General features: G+C 34.9%; 16 protein-coding genes and 1 pseudogene. 6 read left to right on the forward strand and 11 right to left on the reverse strand.

Annotated features, from left to right (window positions below; genetic code table 11):
* Positions 1-27: 27 nt before the first annotated feature.
* Both FOT98_RS00860 and FOT98_RS00865 read left to right on the forward strand, forming a co-directional pair.
* A complete protein-coding gene (locus FOT98_RS00860) occupies positions 28-1,581 on the forward strand; it encodes an ABC-F family ATP-binding cassette domain-containing protein (protein WP_000055399.1) in 1,554 nt (517 codons plus the stop codon).
* A 90-nt stretch (positions 1,582-1,671) separates the two neighbouring features.
* Positions 1,672-3,129 (forward strand): ArnT family glycosyltransferase, encoded by a 1,458-nt coding sequence (locus FOT98_RS00865; RefSeq protein ID WP_063262393.1) that lies wholly within the window; start codon positions 1,672-1,674, stop codon positions 3,127-3,129.
* 46 nt (positions 3,130-3,175) lie between these two features.
* Here FOT98_RS00865 and FOT98_RS00870 read toward each other — a convergent pair whose 3' ends face one another.
* Positions 3,176-4,636, reverse strand: a complete 1,461-nt coding sequence (locus FOT98_RS00870) for a glycosyltransferase family 39 protein (RefSeq protein ID WP_063262394.1) — start codon at positions 4,634-4,636, stop codon at positions 3,176-3,178.
* 364 nt (positions 4,637-5,000) lie between these two features.
* On the opposite strand from FOT98_RS00870, the gene FOT98_RS00875 reads away from it, so the two are divergent.
* Both FOT98_RS00875 and FOT98_RS00880 read left to right on the forward strand, forming a co-directional pair.
* Positions 5,001-5,384 carry a GtrA family protein gene (locus FOT98_RS00875; RefSeq protein WP_061680095.1) on the forward strand — a complete coding sequence of 128 codons (384 nt, stop codon included), beginning with the start codon at positions 5,001-5,003 and terminating at the stop codon, positions 5,382-5,384.
* Between the two features lie 36 nt (positions 5,385-5,420).
* Positions 5,421-6,392, forward strand: coding sequence for a glycosyltransferase family 2 protein (locus FOT98_RS00880; RefSeq protein ID WP_063262395.1), 972 nt, complete (start codon positions 5,421-5,423; stop codon positions 6,390-6,392).
* A 30-nt stretch (positions 6,393-6,422) separates the two neighbouring features.
* On the opposite strand, the gene FOT98_RS00885 is transcribed toward FOT98_RS00880, so the two are convergent.
* The gene (locus FOT98_RS00885; RefSeq protein WP_063262396.1) at positions 6,423-7,295 is read right to left on the reverse strand and encodes a TetR/AcrR family transcriptional regulator; all 873 of its coding nucleotides are present in this window, start codon (positions 7,293-7,295) and stop codon (positions 6,423-6,425) included.
* Between the two features lie 142 nt (positions 7,296-7,437).
* On the opposite strand from FOT98_RS00885, the gene FOT98_RS00890 reads away from it, so the two are divergent.
* Entirely contained in the window at positions 7,438-10,554 is a 3,117-nt protein-coding gene (locus tag FOT98_RS00890) for an efflux RND transporter permease subunit (protein WP_063262397.1), read from the forward strand.
* A gap of 28 nt (positions 10,555-10,582) precedes the next feature.
* Here FOT98_RS00890 and msrB read toward each other — a convergent pair whose 3' ends face one another.
* From msrB to lytS, 7 genes and pseudogenes are all read right to left on the reverse strand, one after another.
* Positions 10,583-11,035 (reverse strand): peptide-methionine (R)-S-oxide reductase MsrB, encoded by a 453-nt coding sequence (msrB, locus tag FOT98_RS33375; RefSeq protein WP_374702069.1) that lies wholly within the window; start codon positions 11,033-11,035, stop codon positions 10,583-10,585.
* Positions 11,036-11,080: 45 nt separating this feature from the next.
* Positions 11,081-11,548: pseudogene (gene msrA / locus FOT98_RS33380) on the reverse strand (peptide-methionine (S)-S-oxide reductase MsrA); the annotation flags it as partial.
* Between the two features lie 101 nt (positions 11,549-11,649).
* Positions 11,650-12,684 carry an AI-2E family transporter gene (locus FOT98_RS00900; protein ID WP_063262399.1) on the reverse strand — a complete coding sequence of 345 codons (1,035 nt, stop codon included), beginning with the start codon at positions 12,682-12,684 and terminating at the stop codon, positions 11,650-11,652.
* 327 nt (positions 12,685-13,011) lie between these two features.
* Positions 13,012-13,704 carry an antiholin-like protein LrgB gene (lrgB, locus tag FOT98_RS00905; protein ID WP_000168869.1) on the reverse strand — a complete coding sequence of 231 codons (693 nt, stop codon included), beginning with the start codon at positions 13,702-13,704 and terminating at the stop codon, positions 13,012-13,014.
* Between the two features lie 34 nt (positions 13,705-13,738).
* Positions 13,739-14,170 carry an antiholin-like murein hydrolase modulator LrgA gene (gene lrgA, locus FOT98_RS00910; RefSeq protein ID WP_000104908.1) on the reverse strand — a complete coding sequence of 144 codons (432 nt, stop codon included), beginning with the start codon at positions 14,168-14,170 and terminating at the stop codon, positions 13,739-13,741.
* Positions 14,171-14,303: 133 nt separating this feature from the next.
* On the reverse strand, positions 14,304-15,044 hold the full coding sequence (locus FOT98_RS00915; RefSeq protein ID WP_063262400.1) for a LytR/AlgR family response regulator transcription factor: 741 nt from the start codon (positions 15,042-15,044) through the stop codon (positions 14,304-14,306).
* Positions 15,022-16,791, reverse strand: a complete 1,770-nt coding sequence (gene lytS / locus FOT98_RS00920; protein ID WP_063262401.1) for a two-component system sensor histidine kinase LytS — start codon at positions 16,789-16,791, stop codon at positions 15,022-15,024. The genes FOT98_RS00915 and lytS overlap by 23 nt, the downstream gene beginning before the upstream one ends.
* Positions 16,792-17,119: 328 nt before the next feature.
* Between lytS and FOT98_RS00925 the strand changes: the two genes are divergently transcribed.
* The gene (locus FOT98_RS00925; protein ID WP_063262402.1) at positions 17,120-18,418 is read left to right on the forward strand and encodes an MFS transporter; all 1,299 of its coding nucleotides are present in this window, start codon (positions 17,120-17,122) and stop codon (positions 18,416-18,418) included.
* Between the two features lie 96 nt (positions 18,419-18,514).
* Here FOT98_RS00925 and FOT98_RS00930 read toward each other — a convergent pair whose 3' ends face one another.
* Together FOT98_RS00930 and FOT98_RS00935 are read right to left on the reverse strand one after the other, a co-directional pair.
* Positions 18,515-20,083: a BCCT family transporter gene (locus tag FOT98_RS00930; protein ID WP_061680103.1), complete on the reverse strand. Its 1,569-nt coding sequence runs from the start codon at positions 20,081-20,083 to the stop codon at positions 18,515-18,517.
* A 361-nt stretch (positions 20,084-20,444) separates the two neighbouring features.
* Positions 20,445-21,515, reverse strand: a complete 1,071-nt coding sequence (locus FOT98_RS00935) for a nitric oxide synthase oxygenase (protein ID WP_061680104.1) — start codon at positions 21,513-21,515, stop codon at positions 20,445-20,447.
* Between the last annotated feature and the right edge of the window lie 115 nt (positions 21,516-21,630).

Below are 21,630 nucleotides of genomic sequence, written 5' to 3' on the forward strand. Positions count from 1 at the left end.
ACTATTTAGAAATGAACGGAGGACATTATGAGCTTATTAACTGTTGAAAAATTAGGTCATACATTTGGTGATCGTACATTATTTAAAGATGTATCTATGCGCTTACTCGCAGGAGAACATGTTGGATTAGTTGGAGCAAACGGTGTTGGTAAATCAACATTTATGAATATAATTACTGGTCAGCTTATCCATGACGAAGGTCGTGTAGAATGGACACCTGGTACAAATTACGGTTACTTAGACCAACATACTATTTTAACACCTGGTCGCACGATCCGTGATGTATTAGCAGATGCGTTTTTACCTTTATTTGAAAAAGAAAAAGCTTTAAATGAAGTTACAGAAAAAATGGGAACTGCCACACCGGAAGAATTAGAGGAACTTCTTGAGCAAATGGCAGAAATTCAAGATGCCCTTGAAGCAGGTGGCTTCTATTTATTAGATATGAAAATTGAAGAAGCAGCACGTGGTCTTGGAATCGACGCAATTGGCCTAGATCGTGATGTTGCGGCGTTAAGTGGTGGACAACGTACAAAAGTATTACTTGCAAAGTTACTACTTGAACAACCAGAAGTATTACTATTAGATGAACCTACCAACTATTTAGACGTTGAACATATTCATTGGTTAACAAATTATTTAAAAGAATATCCACATGCATTCCTATTAATTTCCCATGATACGGAATTTATGAATAAATGTGTCGATGTTATTTTCCATCTAGAGTTTACAAAAATGACGCGTTATACAGCGACATATGAAAAATTCCTAGAACTAGCGGAAATTAATAAAAATCAGCATATTAATGCTTACGAAAAACAAAAAGAGTTTATTAAAAAACAAGAAGATTTTATTGCGAAAAATAAGGCTCGTTACTCAACGACAGGTCGTGCAAAGAGTCGTCAAAAACAACTCGATCGTATGGAACGTATCGATCGTCCTGAAACAGCAATTAAACCTGAATTCTCATTTAAAGAAAGTCGTGCAAGTAGTCGATTCGTCTTTGAAGGAGAAAATGTAGAGATTGGATATACACATCCATTATTACCGAAATTAACAATGACAATTGAACGCGGTGAAAAAATTGCAATTGTTGGATGTAATGGTGTCGGTAAGTCAACACTATTAAAAACGATTTTAGGTAAAATTAAACCATTAAGCGGAAAAACAAGTCTTGGTGACTTCTTAAACCCATCCTACTTCGAGCAAGAAGTAAAAGCTGATAATGTAACACCAATTGATGATGTTTGGAATACATTCCCTAGCTTAGACCAACATCAAGTACGTGCAATGTTAGCGAAATGCGGTTTAAAAAACGAACATATCTCTCGTCCACTGAATCAATTAAGCGGTGGCGAACAAGCAAAAGTTCGTTTATGTAAACTAATGGGCGAAGAAAGTAACTGGCTACTCTTTGATGAGCCAACAAACCACCTTGATGTTACAGCAAAAGATGAGCTGAAAAAAGCGATGAAAGCATACAAAGGAACAATTCTTCTTGTATGTCACGAACCAGACTTTTATGAAGATTGGATAACAAAAACTTGGGATGTAGAAAAATGGGCCCAAGAAAATTCTTAATCACCTGAAATCATCCTTTTACACACTAAGTGTGTAAAAGGATTTCCCCTTAAAATAGCAATAAAATTCAATAAGGAGTTTTTAATTATAATGCAAAGTCCATTTTTTCTAAAACTCAATACATTTTGTGTAAAGTCCTTGTTAGTACTATGTCTCATTATTTCTGCAGCTATTACATGGCAATCCGTATACATAGTTAGAGGACAATCCCAAACTCGTTTACTTATTATAGTCCCAGTTATTATTCTAATTGGCCTTCTATTTTTATTAATCGGCTATATTTCCAACAAATATATGTCAAAACTAATATTCACTATTTTACTTATCATTTTAGCTTTCTCTATTCGATTCATCTGGGTTCTTAATATCCAAACTCCTGTCGAATCAGATTTTGCTATGATGTACAATGGAGCCGTGCAAGCAACTAAAGGTGATTTTAGTTTTGCCCAAAGCACATATTATACTTCATGGGTTTACCAACTTGGATTTACAATGTACCAAGCCTTTATTATTAATTTATTTGGTGAAGGAACCTTCCTTCTAAAGCTCTTAAACGTATTATATTGTACAGGAACAACATTACTCGTTTACAAAATAACTTCTCACATATTTAATGAGTGGTCCGGACGTGTGGCTGGTTTACTATATGCAATATATATCCCAAGCATCGTATTAAGCTCAGTTCTAACAAATCAACATCTGGCTACATTCTTATTTTATCTTGGGTTTTATCTATTAATTACAAAAGGCTTAAGCCATAAATATATGTGGATTTTTATAGGGATTTCGCTTTCTTTAGGTGATATCATGCGCCCGCTTGGTGCTATCATCCTAATTGCAGTAACTATTTATGTCTTTTTACAAGGTATATTAGGGAAATCAAAACAAGATATTTTCACTTCCATTAAAAAACTTTGTGGAATTTTCGTCGTATTTTACCTTGTACATTACATTATAAGTTATTCATTTATATCTGCCGGAATTACACAATATCCACTATCTAACCGTGACCCTCTCTGGAAATTCACAGTAGGGTTTAACCATGAAACAAAGGGTGGCTATTCTGCAGCAGATGCAGAATATATTATGTCCCTTGAAATCGGTGAAGAACGTAAAGCTGCTGAAAAGAAGCTGATTCAAGAGCGACTGGCTGATCCACAAAAAGTTTTATCTTTATTTGGTGATAAGTTCACACTCATGTGGGCAGATTACGACTCCGCTCCATTATGGAGTTTACTGGCACTAGGGGACACAGATAATGATATGATTGCTTTGAAAGATGACCTTACGAAGTATGAAAAGTATATGTACATTACAGCTATGCTTTTTAGCACATTAGCGCTTCTTTATCTCATATTGACTAAGCAAAATAACACGCATTATACACTATTTTTATTACTGATAATTGGTTACGTCACTGTTCATTTCTTAATCGAATACCAAACAAGGTACCGATACTTCATCATTCCTAGCTTTACAATTCTTCAAAGCTACGGTCTATATTTATGCTATCGATTTATATCGAACAGAAAGACCTCGAAAGTATAAATGAAAATAAAATAGAAAAAGGCATGAGCCCGGTGCAATACCGAACTCATGCCTTTTTATTTATATCTATATTTTCTTTTTTATTGTAAGCGTAATTTATACCAAAGGCAGACAAAATTATCATAGGTATTGTAGCCGAATAATGATATCGTGATGCCACTTCTACTAATAACTGTGCCATTGTTAATCCTATTGTATATAAACAAATCATAAATAAGATAGATTTAGTTTTATTTTTTATCATTATTAATACACCTAATATTGAAGTCACAATTAAGAAGTAATAAAAAATATTAGATGCCACGGTATATCTTACTACATTATCTAGTACAGGCTCGGCGTAAGAAACTGCCGCACTATCCTCACTTAAAAAAACAAAGAATTTATCCGAAAATAATTTCATAAAATCGATATTGTCGTTTAGTATTCTGTTTTTCGCCTCTTCTAGCATTTTTTGTTGAGAATCCTCAGCAGTCCACCCTGGTTTATTATTATACTCAAACAACAATTCTGCATCTGGCATATTCCATTTTCCAGATGCAGCCTGATTGAATCCTACATAAACATTATAGCCTGGTGCTGATGCTATCTCTTCACCTAAACGTAATGTTATATACTGATTGCTCGCCGTGGAAAAAATAACATACCCAATAACGATAACCCCTACATATACTACTTTATGTAATAATATTTTTTTATTTCCTATGTGCTTCGTGTTAATAATAAATAACCATATTACTAGTGCTATAATTGGAACAGCTGCAATCGGTCGTACCATATTCATTAAGGCAAATAGTGCCGCTAATAAAATCGAATACACAAGTAATTTTTTTATACTTATATTGTGAATCCTCTCATGAACACTTATCATAACTGTCCAAATTAATAATAGTATTGTACAATACAACGGCTCTGACAATGCAAACATGTTATAAATCGTTTGCGAAGGCAATACTATCCATAAAATACTAGCTGTTATTGCTGTTCTAACTCCACCAATTTTTCTAGCTATAACATATATTAATCCCATTGATATTGTAGTTAAAACAACATTTACGATAGGCGCTACCATATGACTAGCTCCAAATATCTTTAAGAAAACACTTAAAAATGAGGCGTAACCAAAAATATGCGGAAATAATGCAATATAATTGTTATCAATAACAAATTCTTTACTCAATGCTTCTGCAGTATAATAAAATGTAGCATAATCAACTAATGGCTGAATTTTGTATGTAAGAACCCACATTAATTTAACTGCTAAGCAAATAATTACTAACACAAAAAAGCATTTTTTCTCATTTAATTTTTCTAAATATAAAGAACCTTTTCTAAGTACATAAAACCCAATTGTACATAAAAATACAACCCCAGTTACTATCATTGTGTAATTATATTTTTGCGTATCCGAAAAATAATCCACAACTAATATTGAGGCAAAAAAGACATATATCATGTATACTGCACGTGTAGAAAGGGTCGATAACCCTTCTAAAAATAATTTCAATACAATCTACTCCTTTAAACATTGGTACAAAAATACCGTTATATACTGTATAAAACTGAGGAACTTTATCATCTTAATAAATGTTCAAGTATCCCCGATAATAACGTGCAAACCACATTACACATCACTATACATGAATCAGGTTGATATTTCCATATTCAATTCTTTATATTTAGTCAATTGAATAAATCATTATAAATACATATATATCCGATCATACGTTTAAATTACAAAAACATTAGATTTACTCAATTTCATTAACGTTTCAATATAAACTATGCTATAATTGATAGTTGTTATGTATGAATAATCTTTCTGCATTTCCTATTTTATTTATATATTTTATAAAGATGAGGATACTATTATGGAGAAACTCTTAAAGTTTGGTTTAGTAGGAATCTTTAATACGCTCATTACAATTATTAGCTTTTGGATATTATTAAAATTTGGGATGAACTACCTTATTGCGAATACCATTGCCTATTTAATTGGTGTTGCCAATAGCTACTATTGGAATAAAAACTGGGTGTTTAAACCTAATAATAAAAGCACGTCAATGTTCTTTAAATTTCTAACTGTAAATTTAATTGTATTGGCTTTTAATACATTATGTTTATTTATATTAGTAGATAAACTTACCTTAAATGCGTTAATTGCACAGATTTTCGCAATTGGTGTCGGAATGGTTATCAATTTTGTCCTTAATAAAATTTGGACATTCAACCAAACAGAGAAGGCTACTAATTAAACTTAAACAACTTATTAAAACTACGGAGGATACAACATGCAAAAATTAATTTCGGTTGTAGTTCCTATGTACTTCGAGGAAGAAGTAGCACAGGAGTGTTATAACCGTTTAAAGTCTGTTATGCTTCAAAATGATATTAATTACGAATTTGTCTTCGTAAACGATGGTAGTACAGACCGTACAATGGAAATCTTGTCTGAGATTGCAGCAAATGACTACCGTACAAAAATCGTCAATTTCGCACGTAACTTTGGACATCAGGTAGCCGTTACAGCCGGTATTGCTGCTGCAAAAGGTGACGCTATTGTAATTATCGATGCAGACTTACAAGATCCACCTGAAGTTATTCCTGAACTTATTGCAAAATGGGAAGAAGGATATGAAGTTGTTTATGCGAAACGTAAACAACGTAAAGGTGAAACTTGGTTTAAACTTTTAACAGCTAAATATTTCTATAAATTCTTAAACTACATGTCTGATATCGATATCCCAAAAGATACTGGTGATTTCCGAATCATCGATCGTAAAGTAGCTGATGTTTTCAATCAAATGACTGAGCGCAATCGTTTCATTCGTGGGATGATGTCTTGGGTTGGCTTCCGCCAAACGTATGTTGAATATGAACGCGATGAGCGCTTTGCTGGTGAAACAAAATATCCATTGAAGAAAATGATTAAATTTGCATCTGACGGCATTATTGCGTTTTCAACAAAACCGTTACGTATCGTTATGACTTTAGGCTTATTATCAGTTCTCGTTTCAATAATTGTCTTACTATATACAATTACTGTGAAAATTATTGGCTCTGGTACGCAAACAGGTTGGGCATCTATTATGGTTGCTATTACATTCTTTAGCGGTATTCAGTTACTTGGCCTTGGAATCGTTGGCCAATATATTGCTCGTATTTACGACGAAAGCAAAAATCGTCCGATTTATATTGTGAAAGAAACAATCAATATCGAGCAAGAAGAGACTACACAAACAAAAGAAAAAGTGAATGCATAATAAAAAAGGTAACAATGAAAACTATCATTGTTACCTTTTTATATTGTAATACCCCATAAGCCTCAAACGAAATTCTTTTAAATTTGGATATATCTCTAAATTAGATAACATCCCTTGAATGACCGGAATTCTTGGATTTTGCAATCTCATTTCCGCCTCCAAAACATCTAATGTAACAAGTAATTCCTCATCTTCTAATTGATCTGCTAATGTGCGTTTAAAAACGATAATTTCTTTTAAAAAGTGTTCCTTAACCTGCTCTTTAATAAGCTCTGATTTGCAAAGGAATTCTCCCAGCTTTTCTTCATGTAACACAGGTTCTTCCGAAGATTCTACCAATCCATCTACTAAATCATCTACTCTTTTCAAAATAAAAGCAGAAACATAAGATAAGTCAATTTCTGGTGCTTGTAAAATGATTAGTTCTAAGTATCCACGGCATATGCCTTCTACCATAATGACTAAATCTAATAAATAAGGCATAACCTTTTCACCATAAATAGACAGTAAACTATTCCGATAGAATGCATGCGACTCTAACTTCATCCGCATCATAAACTCTTCCACTTCTTTATTAAAAGGAATAGCATTTTCCCTTGCATGCATAATAATAAATTCTTTATGCTTTTGTATATCATTAAATTGGCAATGCAATTGTTTTGCAAATTTTTCACGCGGCAATAACGATTCTTTTTCAATATCCATCATTTTATTTTGAATCTTGTCATAGTAATATCGAAGTGTTGCTAATAAAAGCTCCTCTTTCGATTTAAAGTATAAATAGAAAGCTCCCTTAGATATGCCACAAGCGGTCACAATTTCCTGTACTGATGTCGCATTTACACCCTTAGTCGCAAATAACTTCATAGCCATTTCTATAATTAAACGCTCTTTTTCTTTCATATCATGTCTCTCCTAAATTTAATCTCGCATCTTATTATGAATTTATTATACCATCCCTTTTCATTGACGGCTGACCAATCAGTCAGTTATATTATGTATTAGACTGACCAGTTGGTCAATACAATACAAAGGGAGCGCAAACATGAACAAAATCATTAATTTCTCGTTAAAAAATAAGTTCGCAGTTTGGCTACTAACCATTATTGTTACCATTGCAGGTATTTATTCTGGGCTGAACATGAAGCTGGAAACAATTCCTGATATTACAACACCGATTGTAACAGTAACCACGGTTTATCCTGGTGCTACACCAGAAGAAGTAGCTGACAAAGTTTCAAAACCGATGGAAGAGCAACTGCAAAATTTAAGTGGTGTAAACGTTGTTAGTTCATCATCTTTTCAAAACGCATCTTCTATTCAGGTAGAATATGATTTTGATAAAAATATGGAAAAGGCTGAAACAGAAATTAAAGAAGCTCTCGCAAATGTGAAACTGCCAGAAGGTGTAAAAGACCCGAAAGTTTCACGTGTAAACTTTAATGCCTTTCCAGTTATTTCATTAAGCGTAGCAAGTAAAAATGAATCTTTAGCTACCTTGACTGAAAATGTAGAGAAGAATGTGGTGCCAGGATTAAAAGGACTTGATGGTGTTGCATCTGTTCAAATTTCAGGTCAACAAGTAGATGAAGTTCAACTTGTCTTCAAGAAAGATAAGATGAAAGAATTAGGTTTAAGTGAAGATACTGTAAAAAATGTAATTAAAGGATCGGACGTATCTTTGCCACTTGGCTTATATACATTTAAAGACACAGAAAAATCAGTTGTTGTAGATGGAAATATTACAACAATTAAAGCATTAAAAGAATTAAAGATCCCGGCTATACCTTCATCACCGAGCGGTCAAGGTAGTGCAAACGCTGGAGCCGGTGCACAAACGTCGCAAATGAATCCAGCCGCTATGAACGGAATTCCGACAGTTACATTAGACGAAATCGCTGACATTAAAGAAGTCGGAAAAGCAGAGTCAATTTCTCGAACAAACGGAAAAGAAGCAATAGGAATTCAAATTGTAAAAGCTGCTGACGCGAATACAGTTGATGTTGTCAATGCAGTGAAAGATAAAGTAAAAGAACTTGAAAAAAAATATAAAGACTTAGAGATTATTTCAACATTCGACCAAGGTGCACCGATTGAAAAATCAGTAGAAACAATGCTGAGCAAAGCCATTTTTGGTGCTATCTTTGCGATTGTTATTATTATGCTGTTCCTACGAAATATCCGAACAACATTAATCTCTGTCGTTTCCATACCACTTTCTTTATTAATTGCTGTATTAGTCATAAAGCAAATGGATATTACGCTTAACATTATGACGCTTGGAGCAATGACAGTCGCTATTGGACGCGTTGTTGATGACTCCATTGTTGTTATTGAAAATATTTACCGACGAATGTCCTTATCAGAAGAGAAACTGCGCGGAAAAGATTTAATTCGTGAAGCTACGAAGGAAATGTTCATTCCAATTATGTCTTCTACCATTGTAACAATTGCTGTATTCTTACCGCTTGGACTAGTAAAAGGTATGATTGGTGAAATGTTCTTACCATTTGCCTTAACTATCGTCTTCGCTTTATTAGCATCGTTACTAGTAGCAGTTACGATCGTGCCGATGTTAGCTCACTCTTTATTTAAGAAAGAGAGCATGAGGGAAAAAGAAGTACATCATGAAGAAAAACCAAGTAAATTAGCAAACGGGTATAAACGCATACTTGCATGGGCTTTAAATCATAAAATCATTACATCAAGTATCGCTGTCCTTCTATTAGTTGGTAGTCTTGCACTTGTTCCAGTTATCGGTGTAAGTTTCTTACCATCTGAAGAAGAAAAAATGATCATTGCAACGTACAACCCTGAACCAGGGCAAACGTTAGAAGATGTTGAAAAAATTGCAACGAAAGCTGAGAAGCACTTCCAAGATAATAAAGACGTCAAAACAATTCAATTCTCATTAGGTGGAGAAAACCCAATGAGTCCTGGTCAATCCAACCAGGCAATGTTCTTCGTGCAATATGATAACGACACGAAAAACTTCGAAAAAGAAAAAGAACAAGTCGTTAAAGATTTACAGAAGATGTCTGGAAAAGGCGAATGGAAAAACCAAGATTTCGGAGCAAGTGGCGGTAGTAATGAAATTAAACTATACGTTTACGGAGATAGCTCGGAAGACATTAAGCCTGTCGTAAAAGATATTCAAAATATCATGAAGAAAAATAAAGACTTAAAAGATATAGACTCTAGTATTGCTAAAACGTACGCAGAGTACACTTTAGTCGCAGATCAGGAAAAACTAAGTAAAATGGGTCTAACGGCTGCGCAAATTGGAATGGGACTTTCTAATCAACATGATCGCCCTGTTCTGACAACAATTAAAAAAGACGGTAAAGATGTCAATGTATATGTAGAAGCTGAAAAACAAAATTATGAAACAATCGATGACTTAACAAATCGAAAACTTACAACACCACTTGGTAATGAAGTGGCTGTGAAGGATGTAATGACTGTAAAAGAAGGGGAAACTTCGAATACAGTGAAACACCGCGATGGCCGTGTTTATGCGGAAGTAAGTGCAAAACTAACATCTGATGACGTTTCAAAAGCATCTGCCGCTGTTCAAAAAGAAGTAGATAAAATGGATCTTCCTTCTGGCGTAGATGTTTCTATGGGCGGCGTTTCAAAAGATATTGAAGAATCATTCAAGCAACTTGGCTTAGCGATGTTAGCTGCGATTGCCATTGTATACTTCGTTCTTGTCGTTACATTTGGCGGTGCCCTTGCACCATTCGCAATTTTATTCTCGCTACCATTTACAATTATCGGAGCTCTTGTCGCCTTATTAATCTCTGGCGAGACATTAAGCGTATCTGCAATGATCGGGGCCCTTATGTTAATTGGTATCGTTGTAACAAACGCTATCGTGCTTATCGACCGCGTTATTCATAAAGAAAATGAAGGTCTATCAACACGTGAAGCTTTATTAGAGGCTGGTGCAACACGCCTTCGTCCGATTTTAATGACTGCCATTGCAACAATCGGGGCCCTTATCCCACTTGCATTAGGATTTGAAGGTAGCGGCTTAATTTCTAAAGGACTTGGTGTAACAGTAATTGGTGGATTAACAAGTTCAACGTTATTAACACTTCTTATTGTTCCAATCGTTTATGAAGTATTAAGCAAGTTCAAAAAGAAAAAAGCAAAATAACAAAAAAATAACCTCGCAAACTGCGAGGTTATTTTTTATTTCCGAATAAGATTAGGAAATCACCATATCCTTCTTTCTCTAATTCCTCTTTTGGAATAAATCGAAGGGCTGCGGAATTAATACAGTAACGAAGTCCATTCGGTCCTGGACCGTCTGGAAATACATGCCCAAGATGTGAATCTCCTTCCTTACTTCTCACTTCTGTGCGCGTCATATTATGACTCACATCCATTTTTTCTTTCACACTAGCTGACATAACTGGCTTCGTAAAACTAGGCCATCCACACCCGCTATCAAACTTATCTAAAGAAGTAAATAACGGTTCTCCTGAAACGATGTCTACATAAAGACCTTCTTCTTTATGGTTCCAATACTCATTTCGAAATGGTGGCTCAGTTCCATTTTCCTGCGTTACATAAAACTGCATCTCATTTAGTTTTTCTTTTAAATGATCATTATTTTTTGGCCAATGTTGTTTAATAAACGCATCTCGTCCTGAGCCCTTACGGTATAACTCATAGCGGAATGTATTTTTCTTATGATATCCTTGGTGATATTCCTCAGCCGGATAAAACGTAGTAGCTGGTAATATTTTTGTCGCAATCGGCTTTGAAAAGCGTCCGCTCATTGCAAGCTCTTCTTTTGAAGCTTTTGCTTTTTTATGTTGTTCTTCATTCTGATAAAAAATCACTGTTTCGTAAGACTGTCCGCGGTCGTGGAATTGCCCACCTATATCAGTCGGATCAATTTGTCTCCAGTATATATTTAATAACTCCTCATACGGCATTTTATTTGCATCAAATGTAATTTGTACTGCCTCATAATGTCCCGTCGTCTCTGAACATACTTCTTTATACGTTGGATTCTCTTTATGACCACCCGTATAGCCAGAAACAACCTGTATAATCCCTTCCATCTCTTCAAATGGCGAAACCATACACCAGAAGCATCCTCCAGCAAATGTAGCTTGCTCTACCTTTTCATTTACAGCCATTCTTTCACCCCTATTCTATGTTCTTCTTACAGTATGGCATAAGGAACATCATGTTATAAAAGAAAAAGCACCGAACATCGATGCTTTTTCTTTACTTCACTTTATTTTGTTCCAACATCCTTCTCCATTTCATCACTTGTCACATCTAAGACATCTAATAAGAAAATGAAGATTGGAATACCGATAATTAATCCCCATACACCTAAGAAGTGTTCTGAGAAGATTAATACCATAAACGTATAGAAAATTGGTAAGTTTGTTTTTTGTGACATAAACTTCGGATTTAGCACGTAACTTTCAAGCGCATGAATGACTGTTACGATAACTAAAATATAAACAACGTACATAATACCGCCGATATTGTAAGCAATCATACAAAGCGGGAATAACGAAATGATAACCCCAGCTACTGGAATTAAGCCGAGTAAGAAGATCATTAACGCTAAACCTAATAATTGCGGGAATCCTAATATCCATAGTGCAATCACGGATAAAACACAGTTAACAACTGCAATTAAAAATTGTGCTTCGATTACTTTTCCGAATGAACGTGCAAATTTCTTACCGAAGTACTCAATTTCAGTATAGAAAATTGCCAGTCGGCTTTCTTTAAATTTTGCAGTAAAAGCAACGATACGAGCTTTTTCCAATAAGAAAAATAAACTTAAAATTAAAGAAAGTAACACTTGAAGACCAAATTTCCCAACATTCGTAATTGATTTATACAAAATGTCGACGCCTTGTCCTACATATTTTGAAAGTTCCATATGATTGACAGCATTAACTGCATACTTAATTAATTCACTATCTGGTGGGTTTCTTAAAAATACGTTAAATTGATAAATCAATTGTGAAATTTGTATCGTTAATACTGGTAAATATTTAAATAGCGTAATAGCAATTCCACCAATTAACATGACATATAGAAATGCTATAATAATTTTTCGATTAATGGGCATGAAATGATCTAATTTACGAGAAATAAACTTTTGGAATCGATCCATTAAATACGTGAGAATAAACGTAATTAAAATTAAATTCAACATACTTTGCAGCCCGTATAACACGAGAGCAAGTATTACTAATACGAGTAACCTCTGAAATCCTTTGCTTTGAAACAGGTTTTTTATTTGCATAATCGACGAGTACTCTCTCCTGTCCTATAAAGTAAAACGTTAATAAGTAGATTTTTTCTCTCTTCTCTACCTTTAATTATTTATTCATATGAAGATCTTTATAAGCTTATTATATATCTCCCTTAGTAGATCCTATAGTAGCTTACTTCTTATTTTACAATACAATGACCTAATTCAAAACGTATTCTACACAGTATTAATGAAGATTTAAGGAAACTTACATTTTATTTAAATAGGTCTTACCACTACTGTAACATAAAAAGCAAGCTATCAGTAGAAATCTGTCCTACAAATAGCTTGCTTTTCTCATTTTTTAAGTAAGTTTTCCTAGCCGATGAATGGCATAAACATCGGTATGACAACTACAGTTACAACCCCAACTACTGTTACAGCAATACTTGCCATAGCTGCCTCTACTTCACCCATTTCAATTCCTACTGCCACTCCTAATGCGTGACCTGCTGTTCCAAGTGCTAAACCTTTTGCAATTGGATGTTTTACTCTAAATGTTTTTAAGAATAACGCTCCTAATGCGTATACGATAACTGCGTTAAAAATAACTGCAAACGATGTAATTGCTGGTATGCCACCAATACTTTCAGAGATTGGTAACGCAATTGCTGTTGTTGCTGCTTGTGGTAACATTGAATTCATTACTGCTGTATCTAGACCAATTGCTTTGGCAACAATGAACACGACAATTACTGAGCAAATGGATCCAACTACGATAGCCGATAAAATTTGCCACCAATATTTTTTCAGCTTGTCCACTTGTTTATATAATGGAATTGCAAACGCGATTGTTGCTGGTTCTAAGAAGAAGCTAATCATTTTTCCGCCAGTATTATATTCTTCAAAAGTAAAATTACCTACTTTTAGAAAGACAATCCCTAACACCATCGCTACAAATAATGGTGTGAATAAGAAGAAGCCTTTTGAATGCTTAAATAATAATGTTCCGATTCCGTATGCGATTAATGAAACGACGATTCCGAAATATGGAGTCATTGTGCTTGCCATGTTCATTCCCTCCTAACAATATATACTAAATTAGTTATGCAACTTTTCCGTGCTTGCGCCCTTTATTTACTACTTTCAATTCTTTCGTATCTTCTATTTCTTTATCATCTTTTCCTAAGATAAATTGTGCAAATAATCCTGTTACAGCAAGTAAAATAATTGTTGCTACAACAATTACAGTTAAAATTTGTACAAAATATTGTCCCATTACACCGAGAGAATTAATAACTGAAATACCTGATGGGACGAAAAGGAATCCGATAATACCTGTTAAAGCTGTTCCAAGTGATTCAACTTGTTCCAATTTAATAACTTTTAAACATAATAGGCTAAATAAAATAACTAATCCGATCACCGATGAAGGCATCGGAATTGGTAAATGTGTTGCAATAATATTAGAAACTAACATAATAGCTGAAAATATGAATGCTTGTGATAAGAAACTATATACTTTTTTCGTACTCATTTTGGCCACCTCTTTCGATTTGGTACCTTAATTGTATAAGATACAAACAAAACTGTAAGCGTTTACACAACAGAACGTCAAATATACAAAATTAATTACAGAAATAGGCAGATGAAATACAAAAAGCTACTTCTTAAATACGAAGCAGCTTTTTGAGTTCTTTTGCATATGTACGGCTAACAGGTACTTTTGATCCTTCTTTCATAATTAAATTATATGTAGAATTGAACCATGGTTGTATTTCTGTAATATGATTAATATTTGCAATAAAACTGCGATGAACACGCATGAAACTTGCCTGCGGCAACTTCTTTTCCAAAATGACAAGTGTATCATGTGTTACATATGTTTCTCTCATCGTTTTTACTGTCACTTTTCCGTCCACAAGTCCTACATATATAATATCTTCAATATTCACAAGTACAATCGATTCTTCAATTGGTAATGCTAATTTATGCATCTCGGTCGTTACGTCTACACCCTTTACTTCTTGTTTTGTTTCTAATTTTATTTGTTTTTGCTTTTTATATTTCTTTAATGTCTGTATGATACGTTCTTCATCGAAAGGCTTTAAAATGTAATCTAACGCATCTACTTCAAATGCTTGCAACGCATATTGATCATAGGCCGTAGCAAACACAATTGCAGGTGGATTTTTCATCTTCTTTAATATATTTGCGATTTCAAATCCGTTATCATCAGATAGCTGAATATCTAGGAACACAATATCTGGTTTATTTTGCATTAGCTCTTCTAATGCATCCTCTACACAATCCGCCTCACCAATTATCTCTACTTCTTTCGTTTGCTCTAATAGATATTTCAATTCATCACGCGCTAACATTTCATCATCAACTACTAATACTTTTAACACTCCGTTTTTCCTCCCCTACTTTTTTCGGAATTACAAAGAGGAACTTTGTCCCTCGCTCTAATTCACTTTCAATTTGAAGCATTGTCTCTTTCCCAAATAGCCCGATAAGTCGTTCATTAATATTATATAAAGCTGTTCCAGTCCCTTTCTTTGATGGAACTACCATTTTTCCTAATTGTCCTAGACGCTCACTCTCAATTCCTTGTCCATTATCTTGGACTTCAAAATGCACCATCCCCTCTTTTTCAAACACATGTACTTCAACTTCGCACACCGGCTGCTTTTTCGGAAAAGCATGGCGCAATGCATTTTCAACTAATAGCTGCAGTACAAATGGTGGAACTAAGGTCGTCTTTAACTCTTCCTCAATGTACATCTTCACTTCATACTTATTCGGAAACCTCGCTTGTTCTAACGATAAGTATGCATGTACATGATTTAACTCTTGTTCTAATGGAATAAGCAATTGGCGTGCCCCTTGCAAATTACAACGAAAATACACGCTAAGCTGCAATAATAATTTTCTCGCTTTTTCTACATCTGTTCGGCATAAAGCCGATACAGTATTAATTGCATTAAATAAAAAATGCGGATTGATTTGTGCTTGTAACGCTTTTATTTCGGCATCTTGCAATAACTTACTTTGTAACTCCGCTTCACCTAACTCAAGCTGTGTAGAGAATATTTTCGCTAGCCCTTCCGCTAGCTCTTCTTCCACACGACTTAATTGATTAGAGTTTTTAAAATAAAGCTTTAATGTTCCTATCGTATTCCCATGTGAAGTTAGTGGAATAACAACTGCCGCTTGTAATGGACACCCTTCATGTTGACAATTAATAACCTCACGCGATTTCGCTTTCATTATTTTTCCTGTGTTCAACACTTCTTTCGATAAACCCGTTATTAAACTATGTGAAGGAATATGGTGATCTGATGCTAATCCAACGTGAGCTAATATTTTCTCTGTATCTGTTAAGGATACCGCATCTGTTCCCGTAAAGCGGTGAATAATTTGTGCCACATGTTTACAAGAATCCTCTGTTAATCCTCTGCGAAAATACGGCAATGTTTTGTCAGCAATTCGTAATACTTTATGCGTTTGTAAAGCTTTCGCATTTTCTTCCTGGCGCAAAATAGCTTGTATCATAGAAAGTAAAATAAAACTTCCGAAACTATTTACAAGGATCATTGGTATCGCAATTGTTTTCACGATACTAATTCCATCCTCTACGATTAATAGGATCATAATCATTTCTAAAGAAACGATAAACACGCTTAAAACTGCCGAAAACTTAGGCGTAATTGCACGATTATATTTTTTGAAAATGTATCCAATATAACCCGTTATAACACCTGCTAAAATTGACGAGATTGCACAACTTAGCGCTGTTGTCCCGCCAAGCATATAACGGTGAATACCAGCAATCGATCCTACTCCAATTCCGACGATAGGCCCACCAAGCAATCCACTAATTCCAACACCCATAATACGTGTATTCGCAATTGTACTAGATGACGAAACACCTTGTAGCCAATTTTCTTTCATAATTGTATTCCCGGCAATTTCAATTCCTGTGTAATTGCTTACAATTGTAAACACTGAAAAAATACAAATAAGCTTAAGCTTATCTACATACCCATCTTGTCTATGAAGAAGGCGCCTGAACGTTTTAATATGAGAAAGTAAAAATCCTAAAATAACAATAAGCCCGACACGTTCAATCATCATAAGTACTAAATTTAGCATCTGTGATTCATTCCTTTTTATATGAGTTAGTTTTATTATGGGAAAATAATGAAGTAGGCGTCAAGAAGAATGAAATATCTTTTGAAACATTTTACACATAACAATTCACTCTTTATTTGACAATCTAATAGAAGAGTGCTAAAAATAAGGTAATATAATACAGTCCTTTAACCCAACCCCGTGAGGTTGAGAAGGAAGTCGGAATATACTATACGTATGGTCTTTTTTAGGGATACGTATGCTTTTTTGGCCTTCTCATCATATCAGGTGAGAAGGCCTTTTGTTATTCTTCCATAGCGACTGTAGAAGAAAATAAGGAGGAGTAATGATGAACGTTACTACTGATGTACAATCAACAACAGAGGAGACGAAAGAAAAAAGATATAAAACATTGTTTGGTTCTGCGCTAGGATATGCAGCAGAAGGTTTAGATATGTTGCTCTTATCTTTCGTACTCGTCTACATTTTAAAAGAATTTCATTTAAGCCCAGTTGAAGGTGGAAACTTAACATTAGCTACCACAATAGGAATGTTAATTGGGTCTTATTTATTTGGATTTATCGCTGATTTATTTGGTCGTATCCGTACGATGGCCTTCACAATCTTACTATTCTCACTCGCAACAGCACTTATTTATTTCGCAACAGATTATTGGCAATTATTAATTCTTCGTTTTTTAGTTGGAATGGGAGTTGGTGGTGAATTCGGGATTGGGATGGCCATCGTAACTGAAACATGGTCTAAAGAAATGCGCGCTAAGGCAACATCCGTTGTTGCACTTGGATGGCAATTTGGCGTACTAGTCGCTTCACTCCTTCCAGCATTTATCGTCCCGCATTTCGGATGGAGAGCTGTTTTCTTATTTGGGCTCATTCCCGCTCTACTAGCTGTCTATGTACGCAAAAGTTTAAGTGAACCGAAAATATGGGAACAAAAACAAAGATACAAAAAAAAATTGTTACAAAAAGAAGCTGAAGGTAATTTAACAACTACCGAGGCAGAACAACTAAAGCAAATGAAAAAGTTCCCACTTCGAAAGTTATTTGCCAATAAAAAAGTAACGATAACAACAATCGGTCTTATTATTATGTCATTCATCCAAAACTTCGGATATTATGGAATTTTCACATGGATGCCAACTATTTTGGCAAATAAATATAACTACACGTTAGCAAAAGCGAGCGGTTGGATGTTCATCTCTACGATCGGCATGCTAATTGGAATTGCAACTTTCGGTATTCTAGCCGATAAAATTGGCCGCCGTAAAACTTTTACAATCTATTATGTCGGTGGTACTATATACTGTCTCATTTACTTCTTCTTATTCACAGACTCAACATTATTGTTATGGGGAAGTGCATTGCTTGGATTCTTTGCAAATGGCATGATGGGAGGATTCGGAGCAGTTTTAGCTGAAAACTATCCTGCTGAAGCTCGCTCGACAGCAGAGAACTTTATTTTCGGTACAGGACGTGGGTTAGCTGGATTTGGACCTGTTATTATTGGCTTACTTGCTGCAGGTGGCAATTTAATGGGAGCACTATCTCTCATCTTCATTATCTATCCAATCGGTTTAGTTACAATGCTATTATGTGTCCCAGAGACGAAAGATAAAGTATTAGAATAGATTGAAACTGTATCCTTCAAGAAAGGTAGTTGGATAAATAAGAAAGAGGAAGTATCTCAAATGAGATGCTTCCTCTTTTTATATAAATACAATTATTTATTTTGATTTACTAGCTTTTTGAAACAAGAAGGAAGTTTTCTCTTCTTCTTTTACAATACCTTGCTTTAAAGCTAATTCCCCTGCAACTTTAGGCGCTAGCCATAGCATTGGGAATAACAGAATGGATACTGGGACAGCTGTTACTACGATGAATGATTGCAATGCATTAATACTTCCCTCACCCATGTATAAAAGAATCGCTGCAACTGTTCCCATAATAAGCGACCAAAACACTCGCAAACTAATTCTAGGATCTCCATCTCCAGTCACTGCCATTGAAATCGAATAAGCCATTGAATCTCCTGTTGTCACTACAAATAAGATTGTTAATAAAAGAAATGCAGGTCCAATGATATGAGAGAGTGGCAGTTGCTCTGTAATAGCAATCATAGCCGCTGGCATACCAGATTCACTTAATGCGGTCGAAATAGAACCAGGATTCATTAACTCGTAAAATACACCTGATCCCCCCAAAATCGTAAACCAAAACGTTGTAATAATAGGTGCAATAATTCCAATTGCAACGATGATTTCTCGGATTGTTCTTCCTCTTGAAATACGGCTCACTAAAATTGCCATCATCGGTCCGTATCCAATAAACCATCCCCAGAAAAAGATTGTCCATGATCCTAACCAAGTTGTATCACCACGATATGTGCTCATTGGAATAAATTCATTTATATAAAATCCAAATGAAGAAACAAATGAATCAATAATAAATCCACCTGGTCCAAACAGTAATACGAATGCCATTAATAAAACTGCTAGCCTAACATTTAAATTACTTATAATTTGAATCCCTTTATCAATTCCCGTTACCGCAGATATAGTAGAAACGGCTACTACACAAACAATAATGGCTAATTGAGTAGTAAACACATCAGGAATGTTAAACAATGCTTGTAATCCATAACTTGCTTGTAGTCCTAAAAATCCGATTGGACCAATCGTCCCTGCAGCTACCGCAATAATGGCAAATACGTCAATCATTGTTCCAAGCCAACTCTTTCGCAATTTCTCCCCAAAAATAGGATATAAAAGCGTTCGAGGTTTTAACGGCATACCTTTATGATAGTGTCCGTACATCATAACTACCGCACTAATTGTACCTAAAATCGTCCAAGCGAGGAAACCCCAGTGCATATAACTTTGTGCTAAAGCAGGCATGACTGCTTCTTGCGTTCCAGCAGTTATACCTTCATGTATTGGTGGCACCGTCATCAAGTGGTACATCGGCTCTGCGGCTGCCCAAAAAACGCCACCTCCGGCAAGTAATGTAGACATAATAATAGCGAGCCATTTTGTCGTACTAATCTCAGGTTTTTCTAGCCCCCCAAGTTTAACTCTTCCATATTTTGAAAACGCCATACACATTGCCACAATAAACGTACCAATTAATAAAACCTGCCAAAAGGCACCAAAATATTTAATCGAAGCTGCAAAACTTCTATTAATGACTCCCTCTACATAACTTTTATTTAAAATAACTGCAATTACAAATAATAAAAGTGAGCCACCACTAATAAGAAATACAGGCCAATCTGTTTTTCGACTCTTCATTCTCATTTACACTTCCTCCTTCCTCAGCAATCTAAAAAAACAACTTTATTATGTTTTACTGTTTACAACCAAAACATAACGATTATATAAGCATAATAATTCATCGATTTTCTACACACTTATGTTGTCCCTAAAAATATGCTAAATCCCTTATTTAAAAGAAAATTTCTATTCCTATTACATAAAAAAGCAAAACAAAAGACCTTATATTTCTATAAGGTCTTCGAAACAGAAATTTGATTATAACATAAGGAACTCCTTGGTTCAAAAAGCCCCTTCCAAAAATAACCGATAGTAAAGGCTTCCATTTGCTACGTAACAGTAATTAAAAAAAATTATATTTTACATAAAAAAACTATACTAAATATCATTTATGAAAGAAATTCGGCTTCAAAATTTCATTCGGATACGGTTTATGATAAATATGAGTGGTAGCTGGCGAAAGCGGTGGAATAAGCCACACCCAATTGCCAGTGACAACCCTTCCACATGCTGCTTCTTGCTTCTCAAATTGTTGAAACTGTTGTGCAGCTGTATGGTGATCCACAATACTAACTCCTTGTTTTTTGAAGGAATGTAATACAGCAATATTCAACTCAATGAGTGCCTTATCTTTCCATAACGTACCGTTTCTCGATGTATCTAACTCCATCATCTCCGCAACTGCCGGAAGTAAATTATAGCGATCATGATCCGCTAAATTACGAGCCCCAATTTCCGTACCCATATACCATCCATTGAACGGAGCGGCTGTATAGGAAATACCGCCAATTTCTAAGCGCATATCTGAAATCATTGGAACCCCATACCATTTTGCTCCTAAAGATGAGATTGGGTACTCTGGATGTTCAATTGGTACTTCTTTCACTTCTCTTTTAGGAATTTCTTTATATACAGGTTCTTTTCCATCGACAGAAAATACAAGTGGCAATACATCGAAATTCGTACCTTCCCCCTGCCAGCCAAGTTCCTGACAAAAATCCGTAAACGCAGTGGAATGAGAGTCACCGATCACTCCCATTTCTGTTTTATATCCTGCATACCGAATCAATTGGTGATTATAAATTCGTATATTATTTCCTTCACCTTGATATTGCTTAAAAATCGTAATTGTCGGTTTCACTTTCCCATCGTTCGTTGCATATTTAATATGATGAATTAATGCATTATATACACCTTCTTCATCACTTACTTCACGTGCATCTAATATGTGCATCTTACTCCAAAATAGTCTTCCGATACATCGATTACTATTGCGCCATGCCATTCGTGATCCATGAACAAGTTCTTCAAATGTATGCTCATACGTCCCCGTCTTCTCTATCTCAACTCGAATTTCTTTCACACGTTCTTCTATGAATTGCTCTTTATTAAGCTCTTTATAGCAAATCGTAATAAACTGACTCGCTTCCTCTATTAATTGTTTCGTTTTACTCATAAACGATCTCCTTCTATTTCAACAAAACGTTCTACTTTACAGTATAAGCAAAAAGAATAAGAGTCACAAATGAAAGTGGAAGTGTTACTTTTATTGTAATATTTTTCAGAAAATT

The organism is Bacillus sp. HY001 (genome assembly GCF_007558965.1).
Classification (GTDB): domain Bacteria; phylum Bacillota; class Bacilli; order Bacillales; family Bacillaceae_G; genus Bacillus_A; species Bacillus_A mobilis.

Excerpts from the sequence above, each read along its gene's own strand:
- FOT98_RS00890 (WP_063262397.1), top strand. The coding sequence starts at position 7,438 with ATGAACAAAATCATTAATTTCTCGTTAAAAAATAAGTTCGCAGTTTGG.
- FOT98_RS00935 (WP_061680104.1), bottom strand. The coding sequence starts at position 21,515 with ATGAGTAAAACGAAACAATTAATAGAGGAAGCGAGTCAGTTTATTACG.
- FOT98_RS00880 (WP_063262395.1), top strand. The coding sequence starts at position 5,421 with ATGCAAAAATTAATTTCGGTTGTAGTTCCTATGTACTTCGAGGAAGAA.
- FOT98_RS00865 (WP_063262393.1), top strand. The coding sequence starts at position 1,672 with ATGCAAAGTCCATTTTTTCTAAAACTCAATACATTTTGTGTAAAGTCC.
- FOT98_RS00885 (WP_063262396.1), bottom strand. The coding sequence starts at position 7,295 with ATGAAAGAAAAAGAGCGTTTAATTATAGAAATGGCTATGAAGTTATTT.
- FOT98_RS00930 (WP_061680103.1), bottom strand. The coding sequence starts at position 20,083 with ATGAGAATGAAGAGTCGAAAAACAGATTGGCCTGTATTTCTTATTAGT.
- FOT98_RS00925 (WP_063262402.1), top strand. The coding sequence starts at position 17,120 with ATGAACGTTACTACTGATGTACAATCAACAACAGAGGAGACGAAAGAA.
- FOT98_RS00875 (WP_061680095.1), top strand. The coding sequence starts at position 5,001 with ATGGAGAAACTCTTAAAGTTTGGTTTAGTAGGAATCTTTAATACGCTC.
- FOT98_RS00900 (WP_063262399.1), bottom strand. The coding sequence starts at position 12,684 with ATGCAAATAAAAAACCTGTTTCAAAGCAAAGGATTTCAGAGGTTACTC.
- lrgA (WP_000104908.1), bottom strand. The coding sequence starts at position 14,170 with ATGAGTACGAAAAAAGTATATAGTTTCTTATCACAAGCATTCATATTT.
- FOT98_RS00860 (WP_000055399.1), top strand. The coding sequence starts at position 28 with ATGAGCTTATTAACTGTTGAAAAATTAGGTCATACATTTGGTGATCGT.
- lrgB (WP_000168869.1), bottom strand. The coding sequence starts at position 13,704 with ATGGCAAGCACAATGACTCCATATTTCGGAATCGTCGTTTCATTAATC.
- lytS (WP_063262401.1), bottom strand. The coding sequence starts at position 16,791 with ATGCTAAATTTAGTACTTATGATGATTGAACGTGTCGGGCTTATTGTT.